A 14,301-nucleotide genomic window follows, 5' to 3' on the forward strand; every position below is an offset into this window, starting at 1 on the left:
GCGATCGACACGGAGACCGGTGGCCGGATCGGGGTGACGTATTCGCCTCGTGAGTGTTCGGTTCTGCCGCCGAGGAAGATGCCGGCGTCTCCCGAGTCGAACGCGATGCGGTGTTTCCCGCAGTTCTGGATGCCCAAGGGCGCTCTGAAGATGCAGGAGGACTGGTTCCACAAGTATCTCGTGACCGAGGTCAAGGAGATGGACCTGGTCTCGGACAGTCCGACGAAGGTCACGGGGTATGAGTTCATCGGTTCTCCCGCGTGGGCGTTCGATGATTCGGAGTTCGCGGAGAAGAAGTACCGGACGTGGTCGCAGTATCGGGGTTATGAGCGGGTGCGTACCCGTCTCGGCGCCGGTGACGATGTCAAACAGCTCTCCGAGCACCGTTATTTCCGTGGAATGCACGGTGACAAGCTGCCCACCGGCACCCGTACGTCCGTCATCGAGGATTCGCGTGGCGGAAAGTACGACGACCTGCCGCACTATCAGGGGCAGATGCGTGAGCAGATCACGTACGAGTCCGACGGCGGTGCGGTCGATTCGTCGACGCTGACGACGCCGTGGTCGGTGAAGACCGCCACCCGTACGCGTCCGGGGACCACGCCTCTTGAGGCGTGGATGACCCGTCCGGAGACGGTCTCGACCCGTGAGCGGGTCAAGGGCGACACCTGGCGGACCTCGACCGAGAAGACCACGTACGACCAGTACGGTCTGCCGACCGAGGTCGACGAGACCACCGTCAGCGGCAAGCGCATGTGCTCGACCACCGAGTACGCGCGCAACACCGCGGCGTATCTCTTGGAGTCCGAGTCCCGCCAGCTGACCGCCCTGGGCGCCTGCGGCACCAAGGGCGGCAAGGTCATCGAGGACACCCGGACCTACTTCGACAAGCTCGCTCTCGGCGCGGCGCCGACGAAGGGCCTGCCGACGAAGGTGGAGGAGCTGAACGCCAAGGGCGACGGCTACATCACCATCGACCGGACCGAGTACGACATCCACGGCCGCGACACCGCGACCTGGGACACCGCCGGCAAGAAGACGTCGGTCGACTATCTCCCGGCCACGATCGCGCGTCCGACGAAGCAGGTCTCCACGGACCCCCTGGGTCACACGGAGACGACGGAGTTCGACGACGCCCGGGGCATGCCGCGGGTCGAGACCGACGCCAACGGCAAGCGCGCCACGATGGAGTACGACCCGCTCGGCCGGCTCCTGAAGGTCTGGGAGATCGACCGGGATCCGGCGACGCAGACGCCGACGGCGACGTACGACTACACGGTCCGCCGTGACAACGAGACGATCGTCACCAGCCGCACGCTGAAGGACAACGGCGAGTACGCCGTCTCCTACGAGATCCTCGACGGCCTGCTGCGCGAGCGGCAGACCCAGGACGAGGCCATCGGCGCCGGCCGCATCGTCAGCGACACGTTCTACGACACGGCGGGCCGTGCGTGGAAGACGAACGACGGCTTCTACAACGATCTGGAGCCCAAGCCCGAACTGCTCCAGGTCGGCGACAACGAGGTGCCGTCGCAGAGCCGGACCATGTTCGACGGCATGGGCCAGCCCACCGCCGACGTCACCTACCACCGGGGCGTGGAGAAGCTCCGCACCACCACGGAGCGCGACGGCGACGTCTCGACCACGATCCCGCCCAAGGGCGACACGGTCACGGCGACCTTCGAGAACGCCGACGGCCAGATCGCGAAGCTCCGCGAGTACAGCAATGAGGCCCGCACCGAGTGGCGGGACACCCTCTACGAGTACGACGACCTGGAGAATCTGGTCAAGGTGACCGCTCCGGGCGGCGCGGTGACCACGTTCGAGTACGACGGCCGGGGCCGCCAGACGGCCACCGTCGACCCGGACAGCGGCAGGACCTCGTACACGTACGACGACACCGACAATGTCGTCTCCACGACCGACCAGCACGGAAACTCGCTGGTCACGACCTATGACGACGGCGGACGCCCGACCTCCCTCCGCGAGGGCAGCGCGACCGGCCCGAAGCGGATCGAGTGGACGTACGACAAGCTCGGCAAGGGCCTCCCGGTGGCGGCGATCCGCCATCACGAGGGGCGCGAGTACCGCGACGAGGTCACGGCCTACGACAACGCCTACCGCGTCAAGAGCACGAAGGTGGTCGTCCCGGCCGAGGAGAAGGGCCTGGGCGGCACCTACGAGAACGAGTACTCCTACACCCCCACGGGCAATCTGGCGTGGGCGAAGGTGCCCGGAGTGGGCGGTCTGACCACGGAGCGCGTGGTCTTCCGGTACAACTCCGACGAACTGCCGATCTCGATCTCCGGCGCGTCGACGTATCTGAACGACGTCAGCTACTCCGCCTTCGGCGAGATCATGCGCACCGAGGCGGGGCCCGCGACCAAGCGGGTCTACGGCACGTACATCTACGACGAGTTCACCCGCAGGCTCCAGCAGTCGACGTACGATCGCTCGCTGGCTCCGGGCCGGATCGCCGACACCCGCTACACGTACGACGAAGCGGGCAATGTCACCAAGATCTCGGACACCGCGGGCGCCGCGGTGGCGGGCGGCGGGCAGACCGACACGCAGTGCTTCGTCCACAACAAGCTGCGAGAGATGACGTCGGCCTGGACGGCGACGAAGGACGACTGCGCGGCCGGTCCCTCCAAGGACACGGTCGGCGGTCCGGACGCGTACTGGCAGAGCTACGAGTTCGACAAGGCCGGCAACCGCAGCAAGCTGGTCGAGCACGACATCACGGGCGACACCACGAAGAACGTCACCCGCGAGTACACGTACGGCAAGCCCGGTGTGGGCGGTCCGAACGCGCTGGCGCAGGTCAAGTCGACCGGCCCGGGCGGCGAGCGGCTGAACGCCTTCACCTACGACAAGACGGGCAACACCAAGACCCGTCAGCACCAGGGCACCACCCAGACGCTCGACTGGGACGTCGAGGGCCAGCTGCGATCGGTCTCGGAGCCCGTCGAGGGCGGCGGGACCAAGACCACCTCGTATCTGTACGGAGCCTCGGGCGACCGGCTGATCCGCACGGCCCCGGACGGCGCGAAGACGCTGTATCTGGGCGACGCGGAGCTGACCGTCAGCGCTGATCTGCTGACCCAGAAGGCCGAGCGCTTCTACACCCACCCCGACGGCTCGACCACGGTCCGGTCGACGGGCGGCGGCCGTCAGCTTCTGCTGGCGGACCACCACGGGACCTCGAACACCGTGGTCGACATGGTCGCCGCGGACATGGGCGTCACCCGGCGCAAGTCGATGCCGTTCGGCGAGGAGCGCGGCGCGGTGCCGACCACCTGGCCGGGCTCGCGCGGCTTCGTCGGCGGCACGGTCGACAAGGACACCGGCCTCACCAGGGTCGGAGCCCGGGACTACGACCCGGCCACGGGAAGGTTCATCTCGGTCGACCCGATGGTCGACTACGGCCAGCCGGCCACGATGAATCCGTACGCCTACAGCAACAACGCTCCGGCGACGTTCTCCGATCCGTCCGGGCTGTTCTTCCCCGTGCTGATCGGGTTCGCGGCGCGGATGGCGATCCAGGCGGCGATTCGTGCGGCGGCTCGTCGTGCGGCGCAGATCGCGGCCCGCAAGGCGGCGGAGGCGGCTGCCCGTCGCGCTGCGGCGCTGGCCAAGAAGCGTGCCATCGAGGCGGCGAAGCGCGCGGCGGCCAAGGCCAAGCGTGAAGCGGCCAAGAAGGCGGCGGCGGCCAAGCGCGCCGCCGCGAAGAAGGCCGCTCAGCGTGCGGCCGCCAAGCGGGCTGCCGCGAAGCGCGCGGCGGCGGCAGCGCGGGCGAAGGCCCAGCGGGCCGCGGCCCGGAAGGCGGCTGCCAAGAGAGCTGCCGCTCGCAAGGCTGCCGCGAGGCCGAAGCCCAAGCCGAAGCCCCGCGCCCAGCCCAAGCCCAAGCCGAAGCCCTCACAGGCCAAGCGACCCGCTCAGCGGGTGGTCAAGCAGGCGAAGAGCGAGGCCCGGGAGGCTGTTCAGCAGGAGGCCCAGGGCGCGACCTGCGAGATCAACAGCTTTGTGCCGGGGACCCTGGTCCTGATGGCCGACGGGTCGAAGAAGCCGATCGACAAGATCAAGATCGGCGACAAGGTCATCGCGACCGACCCGAAGACCGGCGAGACCACGAGCAGAACGGTCTCCGCCACGATCGTCGGCGGCGGCTACAAGGAACTCGTCAAGATCACTGTCCGTGACGGCGAGAGCGGCCCGGCCACCACGGCGCCGGCCGTCTCCGGCGGAGGCGACGGCGGCCACGGCTCCGGCCAGGCGCACGCCTCGGCCTCCGGCGAGCACCACGGCCCCGGATCCGGATCCGGCGGTTCGGTGACCGCCACCGAGGGACACCCCTTCTGGATCGAGGCCCTCGGCGAATGGGTCGACGCCGGCGAACTGGAACCCGGGCAGATGCTCCGGACCAGCTCCGGCACCTGGGTGCAGATCGAGACCGTCGAATCCTGGACCGCCCAGCAGGAGGTCCACAACCTCACCGTCGACGACGTCCACACCTACTTCGTCGAGACGGGTTCGGCAGCGGTCCTCGCCCACAACTGCGGTGAGGACGAGACCAAGGCGGAGCTGACTCAGCTCGGCAGGGCCCAGATCGAGAAGGTCAAGTCCGGCCTCGGCGAAGGGGACGAACTCCCCGGCGCCTTCAGCGTCGGACGCGACCGGACCACGGGCAAGGTGTATTACGGGGAGAGCGGACCGGCGACGGGCCACCACTCCGATGTGGAAGGGCTGCTCCCGGGCGAGTCCCAGCTCCCCAACGGCCGGCCGCCGGGCGTCTGCGCCGAGGCCCGTATGTGCACCAACGCACGTAAGGGCGGCGCACTGCTCGCTAATCTGGACATCATCACCCTGAACCCCAAGGGGAAGAAGTTCAAGATGTGCGGAAACTGCCAGACCTGGGTGCCCGGAGCGGTGAGGAATGTGCTGACAGGATGAGCGATTCAGCCGCCGACAAGCGCCTCGCCGAACTGCGGGAGACCTTTCCCGAAGCGCTCCGACTGGAGCTGGGCACGGCCTCGCTGGACGAGGTGTGCGAACGGTACGAGGCCTCCGGGCATCCCGTGGGGGAATCCCTGCGAGGATTTCTGGAGAAGTACCGGGAACTGACGGTCACCTGGCTGTTCCGGGGGACCGAGGTCAGTTTCCGGATCGATGTCGAGGAAGCGCTCGACGTCTATCCCGGGAATATCAAGATCTACTCGAAAAGGGTGGGCAGGCCGTTGATTCCGGTCGGCCTGGCCTTCGACACGGAGGAAGCGGTTCTGCTCGCGGAGGACGGCGACGTCTTCTTCGCGGGCGACGCCGGGATTCAGCGCGTGGGACAGGGATTCGCGCGTTCCGTGCGGTCCCTCATCGCCGATGACTGGGACAAGACCTTCTTCTGACGGATCGAGTGAGTGAAAGCGTGAGGGGCCGCCGGTCACGGCGGCCCCTCACGTCGTTCCACGGGCCGTCCGGCCCGCTCTCAGTTCCCCGCCACGTCCTTCACCGCGACCGCCACCGGCACCGATCCGCCGATCAGCTCCAGCGTGAGTCCGGCGGTGGCCGGGGTCTCCAGCAGCTCCGCCAGGACGGCGGCCACGTCGTCGCGCGGCACCGGGCCCCGGCCGGTGGAGGCCTTCAGCCGGACCAGGCCGGTGCCGGCGTCGTTCGTCAGTCCGCCCGGGCGCAGGACGGTCCAGTCGAGGCCGGAGCGGGAGCGGACGTCGTCGTCCGCCGCGCCCTTGGCCCGCAGATAGGCGTCGAAGACCTCGTCGCCCTCGTGCCGGGCGTCCGCGCCCATCGAGGAGACGACGAGATACCGCCGTACGCCCGCCCGCTCCGCCGCGTCGGCGAAGAGGACGGCGGCTCCCCGGTCCACCGTGTCCTTCCGGGCGACGCCGCTGCCGGGGCCCGCGCCCGCCGCGAAGACCGCGGCGTCCGCGCCCCGCAGGGCCTCGGCGACCTCGTCCACCGAGGCCGACTCCAGGTCCAGGACCACCGGTTCGGCTCCCGCGTCGCGCAGATCCTGACTCTGCCCGGGGTCGCGGACGACGCCCACGACGTGGTGTCCGCCCGCCGAGAGCAGCCGCTCCAGACGGAGTGCGATCTGACCGTGTCCTCCAGCGATGACAATGCGCATGCCCCCGACCGTACGTCCGATGGTCCGGCGACGCTTGGCGACGGCGCGCGACACGGCCGGATCCGGACGGGCGCGCTCCGGGGCGACGGGCCGCGCGCCAGGGCCCCGGGTCGGGCCCCACTCGCGCCCGCCGCGCGTCGCACGGTCCGCTCCGGGTCGTGCCCGCCCCGGCTCACACGGTCCGGTCGGGCTCGTGCCCTACGGCTCACGCTCCACGGCTCACGCTCCACGGCTCGCGCCCCGGCGGACCGGGCTTCGGCGACCGGGCTTCGGTCCGGCTCGTGCCCCCGGACTCCCGAGAGGCCGGGCCTAGCGATCGCCTCAGGGCCGCCCCTGCCTCGGCAGTTCGAGCGCCACCGCCACCGCCGAGTCGCAGTACTCCCGCACCGCGCTGGTCCGCGCGACCACCCGGCCCCGGTGGATGACGACCCTGCTGTACGCCAGCGACAGCACCCCCGCGATCCGCTCGCCGCGCACCGCCAGCAGCTCCGCCGGGAACCCGGCCTCCACCCGGACCTCCGGCAGCCCCATCGCCTCCCGGGCCGTCTCCGCCACCGCCCCGTACGCCTCCCTGGCCTCCAGACCGCTCTGGGACGCCAGCAGATACGCCGCCTCCAGCGGATCGCCGCGCCCCACCGGATTCGACACGTCCCGCAGCGCGCCGCCGCCCGCCGCGACCCGCACCCCGGCCGCGCGCAGCAGCCGGACGGGGGCGCCGCCCCGGTGCTCGGTCGCGCCGCAGCCGCCCTGGGGCAGACAGATCACGCTCACCCCGGCGGCCGCCAGCCGGTCCGCCGTCCGGGAGGCCACCTCGCGCGGCAGCCGGGCCAGCCCCGCGCAGGGGCCGACGGCCACCCCCGCCCGCAGCCCGCCCGCCATCGCCGCCAGCCGGGCCAGCCGGGCGGGATCATCACCGTGCGTGTGCAGATCGACGGGGCAGCCGTGCTCGGCCGCCACCTCCAGCACCGCCTGTACGTAGCCGGTGGGGTCGGGGTCGGCGTCCGGGCAGCCGCCCACCACCGCCGCGCCCATCTTCACCGCGTCCCGCAGCATCGCGAGGCCGTCCGCGCCGGCCACGCCGGTCAGCAGCCGGGGCACGGCCACCGCCGTCAGATCGGCGAGTCCGCGCAGCGAGCGCCGGGCCTGGAGGACGGCCTCCAGCGGGCCGAGGCCCTGGACGTCCCCGATCCGCACATGCGAGCGGAGCGCCGTCGCGCCGTGGCCGAGCTGGAGCAGCGCGGCCTCGGTGGCGCGCCGCTGGACGTCCTCGGGGGCGTACGAGACGGGGCCGGGGGAGTCCGCGGTGAGCGCGGTGTCGGCGTGGCCGTGCGGTTCCGCGGGCGCGGGCAGCAGCAGATGGCCGCTCAGATCGACCCGGGCGGAGTGCGCCGGGAGGCTGCCGGCCGTGCCGACGGCCTCGATGCGCCCGCCGCCGAGCCGTACGTCGACCGTGCGGCCGTCGGTGAGCCGGGCGCCGCACAGCAGCAGGGCGGTGGAGTCGGCGGTCGCGCCGTCGGGGGGCCGCGGCTGGCTGTCGGGCATCGCGCTCCTGCGGGGAGGTCCGGCTCGGGCCGCGTGGGACGGAGAGGAATATCACGCAGCGTGAGTCGAGCCTAGGGGCGCTGCGGGCGGGCTTCGAGGAGGAGCGGAATAGTCGTACCGGTGGGGTTGCGCGGGGCGCGAGGGGCGGGCGAGGCGTCCCGGGCGGCGGTCGCCGGGGGGCCTCTGCGGACGCGCGGGCGGGACCCCGGCGGACGCGCGGGCGGGGCCCCGGCGGACGCGCGGGCGGGGCCCCGGGCGGTGTCGCGCGGGCCCCGGGGGAGGGAGCGGCCGATGCCGGACAGGGGGCCACGAAACGGATTTGGGCGAACGGCGGGCGACCGTGTAATGTCTTCATCGCTCGCCCCAATAGCTCAGTCGGTAGAGCGTCTCCATGGTAAGGAGAAGGTCTACGGTTCGATTCCGTATTGGGGCTCTGATATCGGTGATCCTCGCCCTCGGGCGAGGGGATCCGGTATCGCAGCGGTGTAGCTCAGTCGGTAGAGCAAGCGGCTCATAATCGCTGTGTCACCGGTTCAAGTCCGGTCACCGCTACACATAGTAGCCGATTGCGGGGTCGGTCCTCGGATCGGCTACTCTTGTTGCGTTTGCGTCAATCCGTCCATCCGTCCGTCCAAGGAGCACTCACGTGGCTGCCACCGACGTCCGCCCGAAGATCACGCTGGCCTGCGTGGAGTGCAAGGAGCGGAACTACATCACCAAGAAGAACCGGCGTAACAACCCGGACCGACTGGAGATGAAGAAGCACTGCCCGCGCTGCAACTCTCACACGGCGCACCGCGAAACGCGCTGATCAGGCTCGTACACGAGGCCGTCCCCGACTTTTGGGGACGGCCTCGTGTCGTTTGTCCGGCGTCCCGGCGGCCGTCCGGGACGTCTGCCCGCCGGACCGTCGGCGGGCGAGGTCCATCTGTTCAGGAGGAAGCCACGCCATGGCGCTCGACCAGTCCTTCGTGGGGCGGACCTATCCGCCCACCGAGCCCTATGAGGTCGGCCGGGAGAAGATCCGTGAGTTCGCCGAGGCGGTGGGGGACGCCAACCCCGCGTACACCGACCCGGACGCGGCGAAGGAACTCGGCCACCCCGATGTGATCGCTCCGCCCACCTTCGCCTTCGCGATCACCTTCCGGGCCGCCGGCGAGGTCATCCGGGATCCGCGGCTGGGTCTGGACTACAGCCGGGTGGTGCACGGCGACCAGAAGTTCGCCTACACCCGTCCGGTCCGGGCCGGGGACCGGCTGAGCGTGGTCTCCACGATCGAGAGCATCAAGTCCCTGGCGGGCAATGACGTCGTGACCGTCCGCGGTGAGGTGCACGACGAGACCGGCGGGCATGTGGTGACCGCGTGGACCAAGCTGGTGGCGCGTGCCGCCGAGGGGGCGTGATGACGGCGAGGATCGCGTACGGGGACGTCGAGGTCGGCACCGAGCTGCCGGCCAGGACCTTCCCCGTGACCCGGGAGACCCTGGTGCGGTACGCCGGGGCGTCGGGCGACTTCAACCCCATCCACTGGAACGAGAAGTTCGCCGTCGAGGTCGGACTCCCGGATGTGATCGCGCACGGCATGTTCACCATGGCCGAGGCGATCCGCGTGGTGACGGACTGGGTCGGGGACCCGGGCGCGGTGGTCGAGTACGGCGTCCGCTTCACCCGGCCCGTGGTGGTGCCCAATGACGACAAGGGCGCGGTCATCGAGGTCAGCGGCAAGGTCGCGGCCCTGCTGGACGACGGTCTGGTGCGGGTCGATCTGCTCGCGACGAGCGACGGCGCCAAGGTGCTGGGCATGTCCCGGGCCGTGGTCCGGCTCGCCTGACCGGACCGCTGGACACACCGTCAGGGGCGCTCTCCCGCAGGGGGAGCGCCCCTGCGGCGTTCCCGCCCGCCGCCCTTGACTCGTTAGTGATCAGTCAATAACTTTCTCTCCATGGTCAGGATGAGTGCGGCGGAGCGCCGTGAGAGCGTCATCCGCGCGGCGATCGGCGAGTTCTCGCGCGGCGGCTACGAGGGGACCTCCACCGAGGCGATCGCCCGGCGGGTCGGCGTCTCGCAGCCGTATCTCTTCCGGCTGTTCAAGAACAAGAGGGAGCTGTTCCTCGCGGCGGCGGTGCGCTGTCTGGAGGAGACGCCCAGGGCGTTCGCGGACGCCCTGGACCGAAGGCCCGGCAGCTCGCCCCTGGAGGCCATGGCGGCGGCGTACGTCCGGCTGATCGAGGACCGCGAGCTGCTGCTGATGCAGATGCAGGTGTACGTCGCGGTCGCCTCGGCCGAGGCCGCGGGCGACCGCGAGTTCGGCGACGAGATCCGGGCCGCCTGGCTCGACATCTGGGACCGGGTGCACCTCGTGCTCGGCGCGGACGCCGAGGCCGTGACCCGGTTCATGGGGGCGGGCGCGCTGATCAACACGCTGGTGGCGCTCGGATTCCCGCAGGGGCACCGGGTGTGGTCGGGGCTCGAACTGGACGGCGGGGAGCCGGCCTCCTAGGAGGTGCGCGCCCGGGGGCCGAGCTTCCGGCTGCCCCGAGAAGTTAGTGATTGATAACTAATCCTAAGTAAGTGGGGGAGCCGTGGGGGAGACAGTGGACAGACCCGACGACGCGGGCCACGGCCACCGGTCCGACACCGCCCGCCGCTCCGACAGCGGCCACCGGTCCGACAGCGCCCGCCGCTCCGGCGCCGCCTGGACCCTGGCGATCACCGCCGCCGCGGGATTCATGGCGGCTCTCGACAATCTCGTCGTCACCAGCGCGCTGACCGCCATCCGGGAGGACCTCGGCGGCTCGCTCCCGGAGCTGGAGTGGACGGTGAGCGCGTACAGCCTCGCCTTCGCCGTCCTCCTGATGCCCGGCGCGGCCCTCGGCGACCGCTTCGGCCGCCGCAGGCTCTTCACCCTGGGCCTGGCGGTCTTCACCGCGGCCTCGGCCGCCGCCGCGCTCGCCCCCGGCGTCGAGGCGCTCATCGCCGCCCGGGCCGTCCAGGGCGCAGGCGCGGCGGTCATGACGCCGCTCGCCCTCCTCCTGCTCACGGCCGCGGTCCCCGCGGCCCGGCGCGGCGCGGTGCTCGGCGTCTACAGCGCCGTGACCGGCGTCGCCGTCGCCGGGGGACCGCTCATCGGCGGCGTTCTCACCGAACACATCTCCTGGCAGTGGATCTTCTGGCTGAATGTGCCGATCGGCGCGTCGCTGATCCCCCTGGCCCGGATCCGGCTGACGGAGTCGTACGCCCCCCGGGCCCCGTTCGACGTCCTCGGCGCGCTGCTCATCGGCGGCGGACTCCTCGGACTGGTGTACGCCCTGGTCAACGGGCACGCCGACGGCTGGACCAGCGTCCCGGTCCTGACCGCCGCCGCCGCCGGGGCGGCCCTTCTCGCGGCCTTCGTCCGCCACGGCCGCACCCACCCGCACCCGGTGCTCCCCATGCGGCTCTTCCGCGGGCGGGCCTTCGCCGGGATCAACGCGGCGAGCCTGCTGATGCACCTCGGGATGTTCGGCTCGATCTTCCTGCTCAGCCAGTACCTCCAGGGCGGCCTCGGCCTCTCGCCCACCGAGGCCGGGGTGCGGATGCTCCCCTGGACCGCCGCGCCCCTGCTCGTCGCGCCCTTCGCCGGACGGCTCGCCGACCGCGTCGGCGGCGGGCCGGTCGTGGCCGCCGGGCTCGGGCTCCAGGCGGCCGGACTCGCCCTCTTCGCGCTGGTCCTGGAGCCCGGCGTGCCGTACGCGGCGCTGCTGCCCGCGCTGATCGCCGGCGGCGTGGGCATGGGGCTGTTCTACGCCCCGGCGGCCAGTGTCCTGATGTCCTCCGTCGTGCCCGCCGAGCGGGGCGCCGCCTCCGGCGCGAACAACGCCCTGCGCGAGGTCGGCGGCGTCCTCGGCATCGCGGTCCTCGGCGCGGTCTTCGCCTCCCGGGGCGGTTTCGCCTCGCCGGAGGACTTCCGGGGCGGGGTCGCCGCCGCTCTGTGGACCGGCGCGGCCGCCGTCGCCCTCGGCTGCCTCGCCGCCCTGCTCGTCCCGGCCCGCCCGGCCCCGAAGCCCGTCCCGGCCGCGGCCGGGCGCGCCTCCGCCGCCGGCTGACCGCCCCGGCCCCGCCCCGGGCCGCCGCCGGGCGCGGACCGTACCCTGGTGCGCGTGCTGGAAATTCACGACGCTCCCCTCGCGCCCCTGACCACCTTCCGTCTCGGCGGTCCCGCGACCCGGCTGATCACCGCCGTGACCGACGACGAGGTCGTCGCCGCCGTGCGCGAGGCGGACGCCGCCGGCACCCCGCTGCTGATCATCGGGGGCGGCAGCAATCTGGTCATCGGCGACAAGGGCTTCGAGGGGACCGCCCTGCGCATCGCCACCCGGGGCTTCGCGCTCGACGGCGCCCGGCTGGAGCTGGCCGCGGGCGAGGTGTGGACGGACGCCGTCGCCCGCACCGTGGCCGCCGGGCTCGCGGGCGTCGAATGCCTGGCCGGGATCCCCGGCTCGGCCGGAGCCACCCCCATCCAGAACGTCGGCGCGTACGGCCAGGACGTCTCCGCCACGATCCGCGAGGTCGTCGCCTACGACCGCCGCGACGGCGTCACGGTCGCCCTCGACAACGAGGCGTGCGCCTTCTCCTATCGCCACAGCCGCTTCAAGCAGGACCCCGACCGCTATGTCGTCCTGCGCGTCCGCTTCGAACTGGAGGACGCGGCGGGCCTCTCCGCCCCGGTCCGGTACGCCGAGACCGCCCGGCTCCTCGGCGTCGGGCCGGGGGACCGCGCCGAGCTGTCCGCCGTGCACCGCGCCGTACTCGAACTGCGCGCCGGCAAGGGCATGGTCCTGGACCCCGCCGACCACGACACCTGGTCGGCCGGCTCGTTCTTCACCAATCCGGTCCTGGACGCGGGGGAGTACGAGACCTTCCTCGGCCGCGTCCGCGACCGGCTCGGCGACGAGGCCGCGCCCCCCGCCTACCCGGCCGGGGACGGCCGCACCAAGACCTCGGCCGCCTGGCTGATCGACCGGGCGGGCTTCGCCAAGGGATACGGCAGCGGCCCCGCGCGGATCTCCACCAAGCACACCCTCGCCCTCACCAACCGGGGCGAGGCGACCACCGAGGACCTGCTCGCCCTCGCCCGCGAGGTCGTGGCCGGGGTCCGGGACGCCTTCGGGGTCACCCTCGTCAATGAGCCGGTGACCGTCGGCGTCAGCCTCTGACGGACCGCCGCACGGCCGTCGGCGCCTCGCCGGCGCTCCGTCAGTACGCCACTCCCACGGCCTTCCGCACCGAGGCGGGATCGTCCACCAGCGCGAGCATCGCGTGGGCCACGTCGGCCCGGGCGATGGTCCGGGCGCTGCGCGGATTCCCGCCGATCTCCGTCCGGTAGACCCCGGTCGCGGGATCGTTCGTCAGCCGGGGCGGGCGCACCGACGTCCAGTCGGCCGAGGAGCGCTCCAGCTCCGCCTCCATGGTCCGCAGATCCGCGTACACCTTGCGGAAGACGACGCCGACCAGGACGGCCGCGGCGCGGTCGCCGAGCGGCTCGTCCGCCGGGGCGCGGCCCAGCGGCGCGGCGGAGACCACCAGCAGCCGGCGGGTCCCCCGGGCCGCCATGGCGCTCAGCACCGACCGGGTCAGCCGGGTGGTGATCCCGGCGTCCGACGACTTGCGCGCGCCGAGCCCGGAGAGCACCGCGTCCCGCCCGTCGACCGCCTCGTACAGCGACTCGCTCCGGGACGGGTCGGCCTCGACCACGCTGAGACTCCCCGCCCCCGGCCCCGCGACGGCCGGGGCCCTGAGGCGCGCGGCGTCCCGGACCACCGCCGTCACCTCGTGACCCGCCGCCAGGGCCTGCCGGACGATCTCCCCGCCGACGCCGCCGGTCGCACCGAACACCGTGATCCTCACGATCACGCACCTCCCATAGGTGAGTAAGTATTCACTCACCCCTAGAGTGGGTATTCGGACACCCGTACGTCAAGGCCGATCGAGGCCCGGCCGGAGGAATCATGCAGAAGCCCGCTCGCGCCCGTCTCCTGGACGCGGCCCACGATCTGATGCTCAGCCTCGGCCTGGCGCGCACCACCACCAAGGAGATCGCCCGGGCGGCCGGCTGCTCGGAGGCCGCGCTCTACAAGAGCTTCGCGAGCAAGGAGGAGCTGTTCATCGCCGTCCTGGACGAACGGCTGCCGAAACTCGGCCCCCTGCTGAGCGATCTCGCCGCCGGGGCCCGGCGGGGCAGCCTGGAGCAGAACCTCACGGAGGTCGCCCGCGAAGCCGCCCGCTTCTACGCCCAGACCGTCCCGATCGCCGCCTCGCTGTACGCCGATCCCCGGCTCAAGGCCCGCCACGAGGCGGCCATGCGCGCCCTCGGCACCGGCCCCCACCGGCCCATCCAGGGCCTGGACGCCTATCTCCGCGCCGAGCAGCGCGCGGGCCGGGTCGACCCCGGCGCGGACACCTACGCGACGGCCTCCCTGCTGCTCGGGGCCTGCACCCACCGCGCCTTCGCCTACGACGAGGCCGAGGGCGGGGTGGCCGCGCCGCCGCTGGACACGTTCGCCGAGGGGCTCGTCCGCACTCTGCTGGAGGGCATCACCCCCCGGATGTGAGCCGGCCGCCGCCGACGGGCCTCACTCCCG

12 protein-coding genes and 2 tRNA genes are annotated in these 14,301 nt (G+C 72.1%); 11 read left to right on the plus strand and 3 right to left on the minus strand.

Annotation, left to right across the window (positions count from 1 at the left end; all coding sequences use genetic code 11):
* Positions 1-129: 129 nt before the first annotated feature.
* Positions 130-4,953 carry a polymorphic toxin-type HINT domain-containing protein gene (locus ACF089_RS10950; RefSeq protein WP_392024810.1) on the plus strand — a complete coding sequence of 1,608 codons (4,824 nt, stop codon included), beginning with the start codon at positions 130-132 and terminating at the stop codon, positions 4,951-4,953.
* Positions 4,950-5,402, plus strand: coding sequence for an SUKH-3 domain-containing protein (locus tag ACF089_RS10955; RefSeq protein ID WP_392024813.1), 453 nt, complete (start codon positions 4,950-4,952; stop codon positions 5,400-5,402). The genes ACF089_RS10950 and ACF089_RS10955 overlap by 4 nt, the downstream gene beginning before the upstream one ends.
* An 80-nt stretch (positions 5,403-5,482) precedes the next feature.
* Here the strand turns inward: ACF089_RS10955 and ACF089_RS10960 are convergent, their stop codons facing one another.
* Together ACF089_RS10960 and ACF089_RS10965 are read right to left on the minus strand one after the other, a co-directional pair.
* A complete protein-coding gene (locus ACF089_RS10960; protein ID WP_392024816.1) occupies positions 5,483-6,139 on the minus strand; it encodes an SDR family oxidoreductase in 657 nt (218 codons plus the stop codon).
* Positions 6,140-6,460: 321 nt separating this feature from the next.
* Positions 6,461-7,681 (minus strand): amidohydrolase family protein, encoded by a 1,221-nt coding sequence (locus ACF089_RS10965; RefSeq protein WP_392024818.1) that lies wholly within the window; start codon positions 7,679-7,681, stop codon positions 6,461-6,463.
* 360 nt (positions 7,682-8,041) lie between these two features.
* Between ACF089_RS10965 and ACF089_RS10970 the strand changes: the two genes are divergently transcribed.
* The 8 genes from ACF089_RS10970 to ACF089_RS11005 all read left to right on the plus strand — a co-directional run bounded on the left by ACF089_RS10970 (position 8,042) and on the right by ACF089_RS11005 (position 12,876).
* Positions 8,042-8,114 (plus strand) — tRNA-Thr (locus tag ACF089_RS10970).
* 46 nt (positions 8,115-8,160) lie between these two features.
* Positions 8,161-8,233, plus strand: a tRNA-Met gene (locus ACF089_RS10975).
* A gap of 94 nt (positions 8,234-8,327) precedes the next feature.
* Positions 8,328-8,492 (plus strand): 50S ribosomal protein L33, encoded by a 165-nt coding sequence (rpmG, locus tag ACF089_RS10980; protein ID WP_003956487.1) that lies wholly within the window; start codon positions 8,328-8,330, stop codon positions 8,490-8,492.
* 139 nt (positions 8,493-8,631) lie between these two features.
* Positions 8,632-9,084, plus strand: a complete 453-nt coding sequence (locus tag ACF089_RS10985; protein WP_392024822.1) for a MaoC family dehydratase N-terminal domain-containing protein — start codon at positions 8,632-8,634, stop codon at positions 9,082-9,084.
* Positions 9,084-9,512, plus strand: coding sequence for a MaoC family dehydratase (locus ACF089_RS10990; protein WP_392024825.1), 429 nt, complete (start codon positions 9,084-9,086; stop codon positions 9,510-9,512). Before ACF089_RS10985 ends, ACF089_RS10990 begins: the two co-directional genes overlap by 1 nt.
* 111 nt (positions 9,513-9,623) lie before the next feature.
* Positions 9,624-10,181, plus strand: a complete 558-nt coding sequence (locus ACF089_RS10995) for a TetR/AcrR family transcriptional regulator (RefSeq protein ID WP_392024827.1) — start codon at positions 9,624-9,626, stop codon at positions 10,179-10,181.
* Positions 10,182-10,383: 202 nt separating this feature from the next.
* Positions 10,384-11,766, plus strand: coding sequence for a DHA2 family efflux MFS transporter permease subunit (locus ACF089_RS11000; RefSeq protein WP_392025692.1), 1,383 nt, complete (start codon positions 10,384-10,386; stop codon positions 11,764-11,766).
* A 54-nt stretch (positions 11,767-11,820) separates the two neighbouring features.
* A complete protein-coding gene (locus tag ACF089_RS11005; RefSeq protein ID WP_392024830.1) occupies positions 11,821-12,876 on the plus strand; it encodes a UDP-N-acetylmuramate dehydrogenase in 1,056 nt (351 codons plus the stop codon).
* 40 nt (positions 12,877-12,916) lie between these two features.
* Here ACF089_RS11005 and ACF089_RS11010 read toward each other — a convergent pair whose 3' ends face one another.
* A complete protein-coding gene (locus ACF089_RS11010) occupies positions 12,917-13,567 on the minus strand; it encodes an NAD(P)-dependent oxidoreductase (protein WP_392024833.1) in 651 nt (216 codons plus the stop codon).
* A 98-nt stretch (positions 13,568-13,665) separates the two neighbouring features.
* On the opposite strand from ACF089_RS11010, the gene ACF089_RS11015 reads away from it, so the two are divergent.
* On the plus strand, positions 13,666-14,271 hold the full coding sequence (locus ACF089_RS11015) for a TetR/AcrR family transcriptional regulator (RefSeq protein WP_392025694.1): 606 nt from the start codon (positions 13,666-13,668) through the stop codon (positions 14,269-14,271).
* Positions 14,272-14,301 lie beyond the last annotated feature (30 nt).

The sequence above is a fragment of the Streptomyces sp. NPDC014894 genome (genome assembly GCF_043080985.1).
In the GTDB taxonomy this organism is placed as follows: Bacteria; Actinomycetota; Actinomycetes; order Streptomycetales; family Streptomycetaceae; genus Streptomyces.

What these genes read in the sequence shown, in the direction of transcription:
- ACF089_RS10965 (WP_392024818.1), bottom strand. Translation starts at nt 7,681, where the DNA reads ATGCCCGACAGCCAGCCGCGGCCCCCCGACGGCGCGACCGCCGACTCC.
- ACF089_RS10960 (WP_392024816.1), bottom strand. Translation starts at nt 6,139, where the DNA reads ATGCGCATTGTCATCGCTGGAGGACACGGTCAGATCGCACTCCGTCTG.
- ACF089_RS10990 (WP_392024825.1), top strand. Translation starts at nt 9,084, where the DNA reads ATGACGGCGAGGATCGCGTACGGGGACGTCGAGGTCGGCACCGAGCTG.
- ACF089_RS10985 (WP_392024822.1), top strand. Translation starts at nt 8,632, where the DNA reads ATGGCGCTCGACCAGTCCTTCGTGGGGCGGACCTATCCGCCCACCGAG.
- ACF089_RS10995 (WP_392024827.1), top strand. Translation starts at nt 9,624, where the DNA reads ATGGTCAGGATGAGTGCGGCGGAGCGCCGTGAGAGCGTCATCCGCGCG.
- ACF089_RS10950 (WP_392024810.1), top strand. Translation starts at nt 130, where the DNA reads ATGCCCAAGGGCGCTCTGAAGATGCAGGAGGACTGGTTCCACAAGTAT.
- ACF089_RS10955 (WP_392024813.1), top strand. Translation starts at nt 4,950, where the DNA reads ATGAGCGATTCAGCCGCCGACAAGCGCCTCGCCGAACTGCGGGAGACC.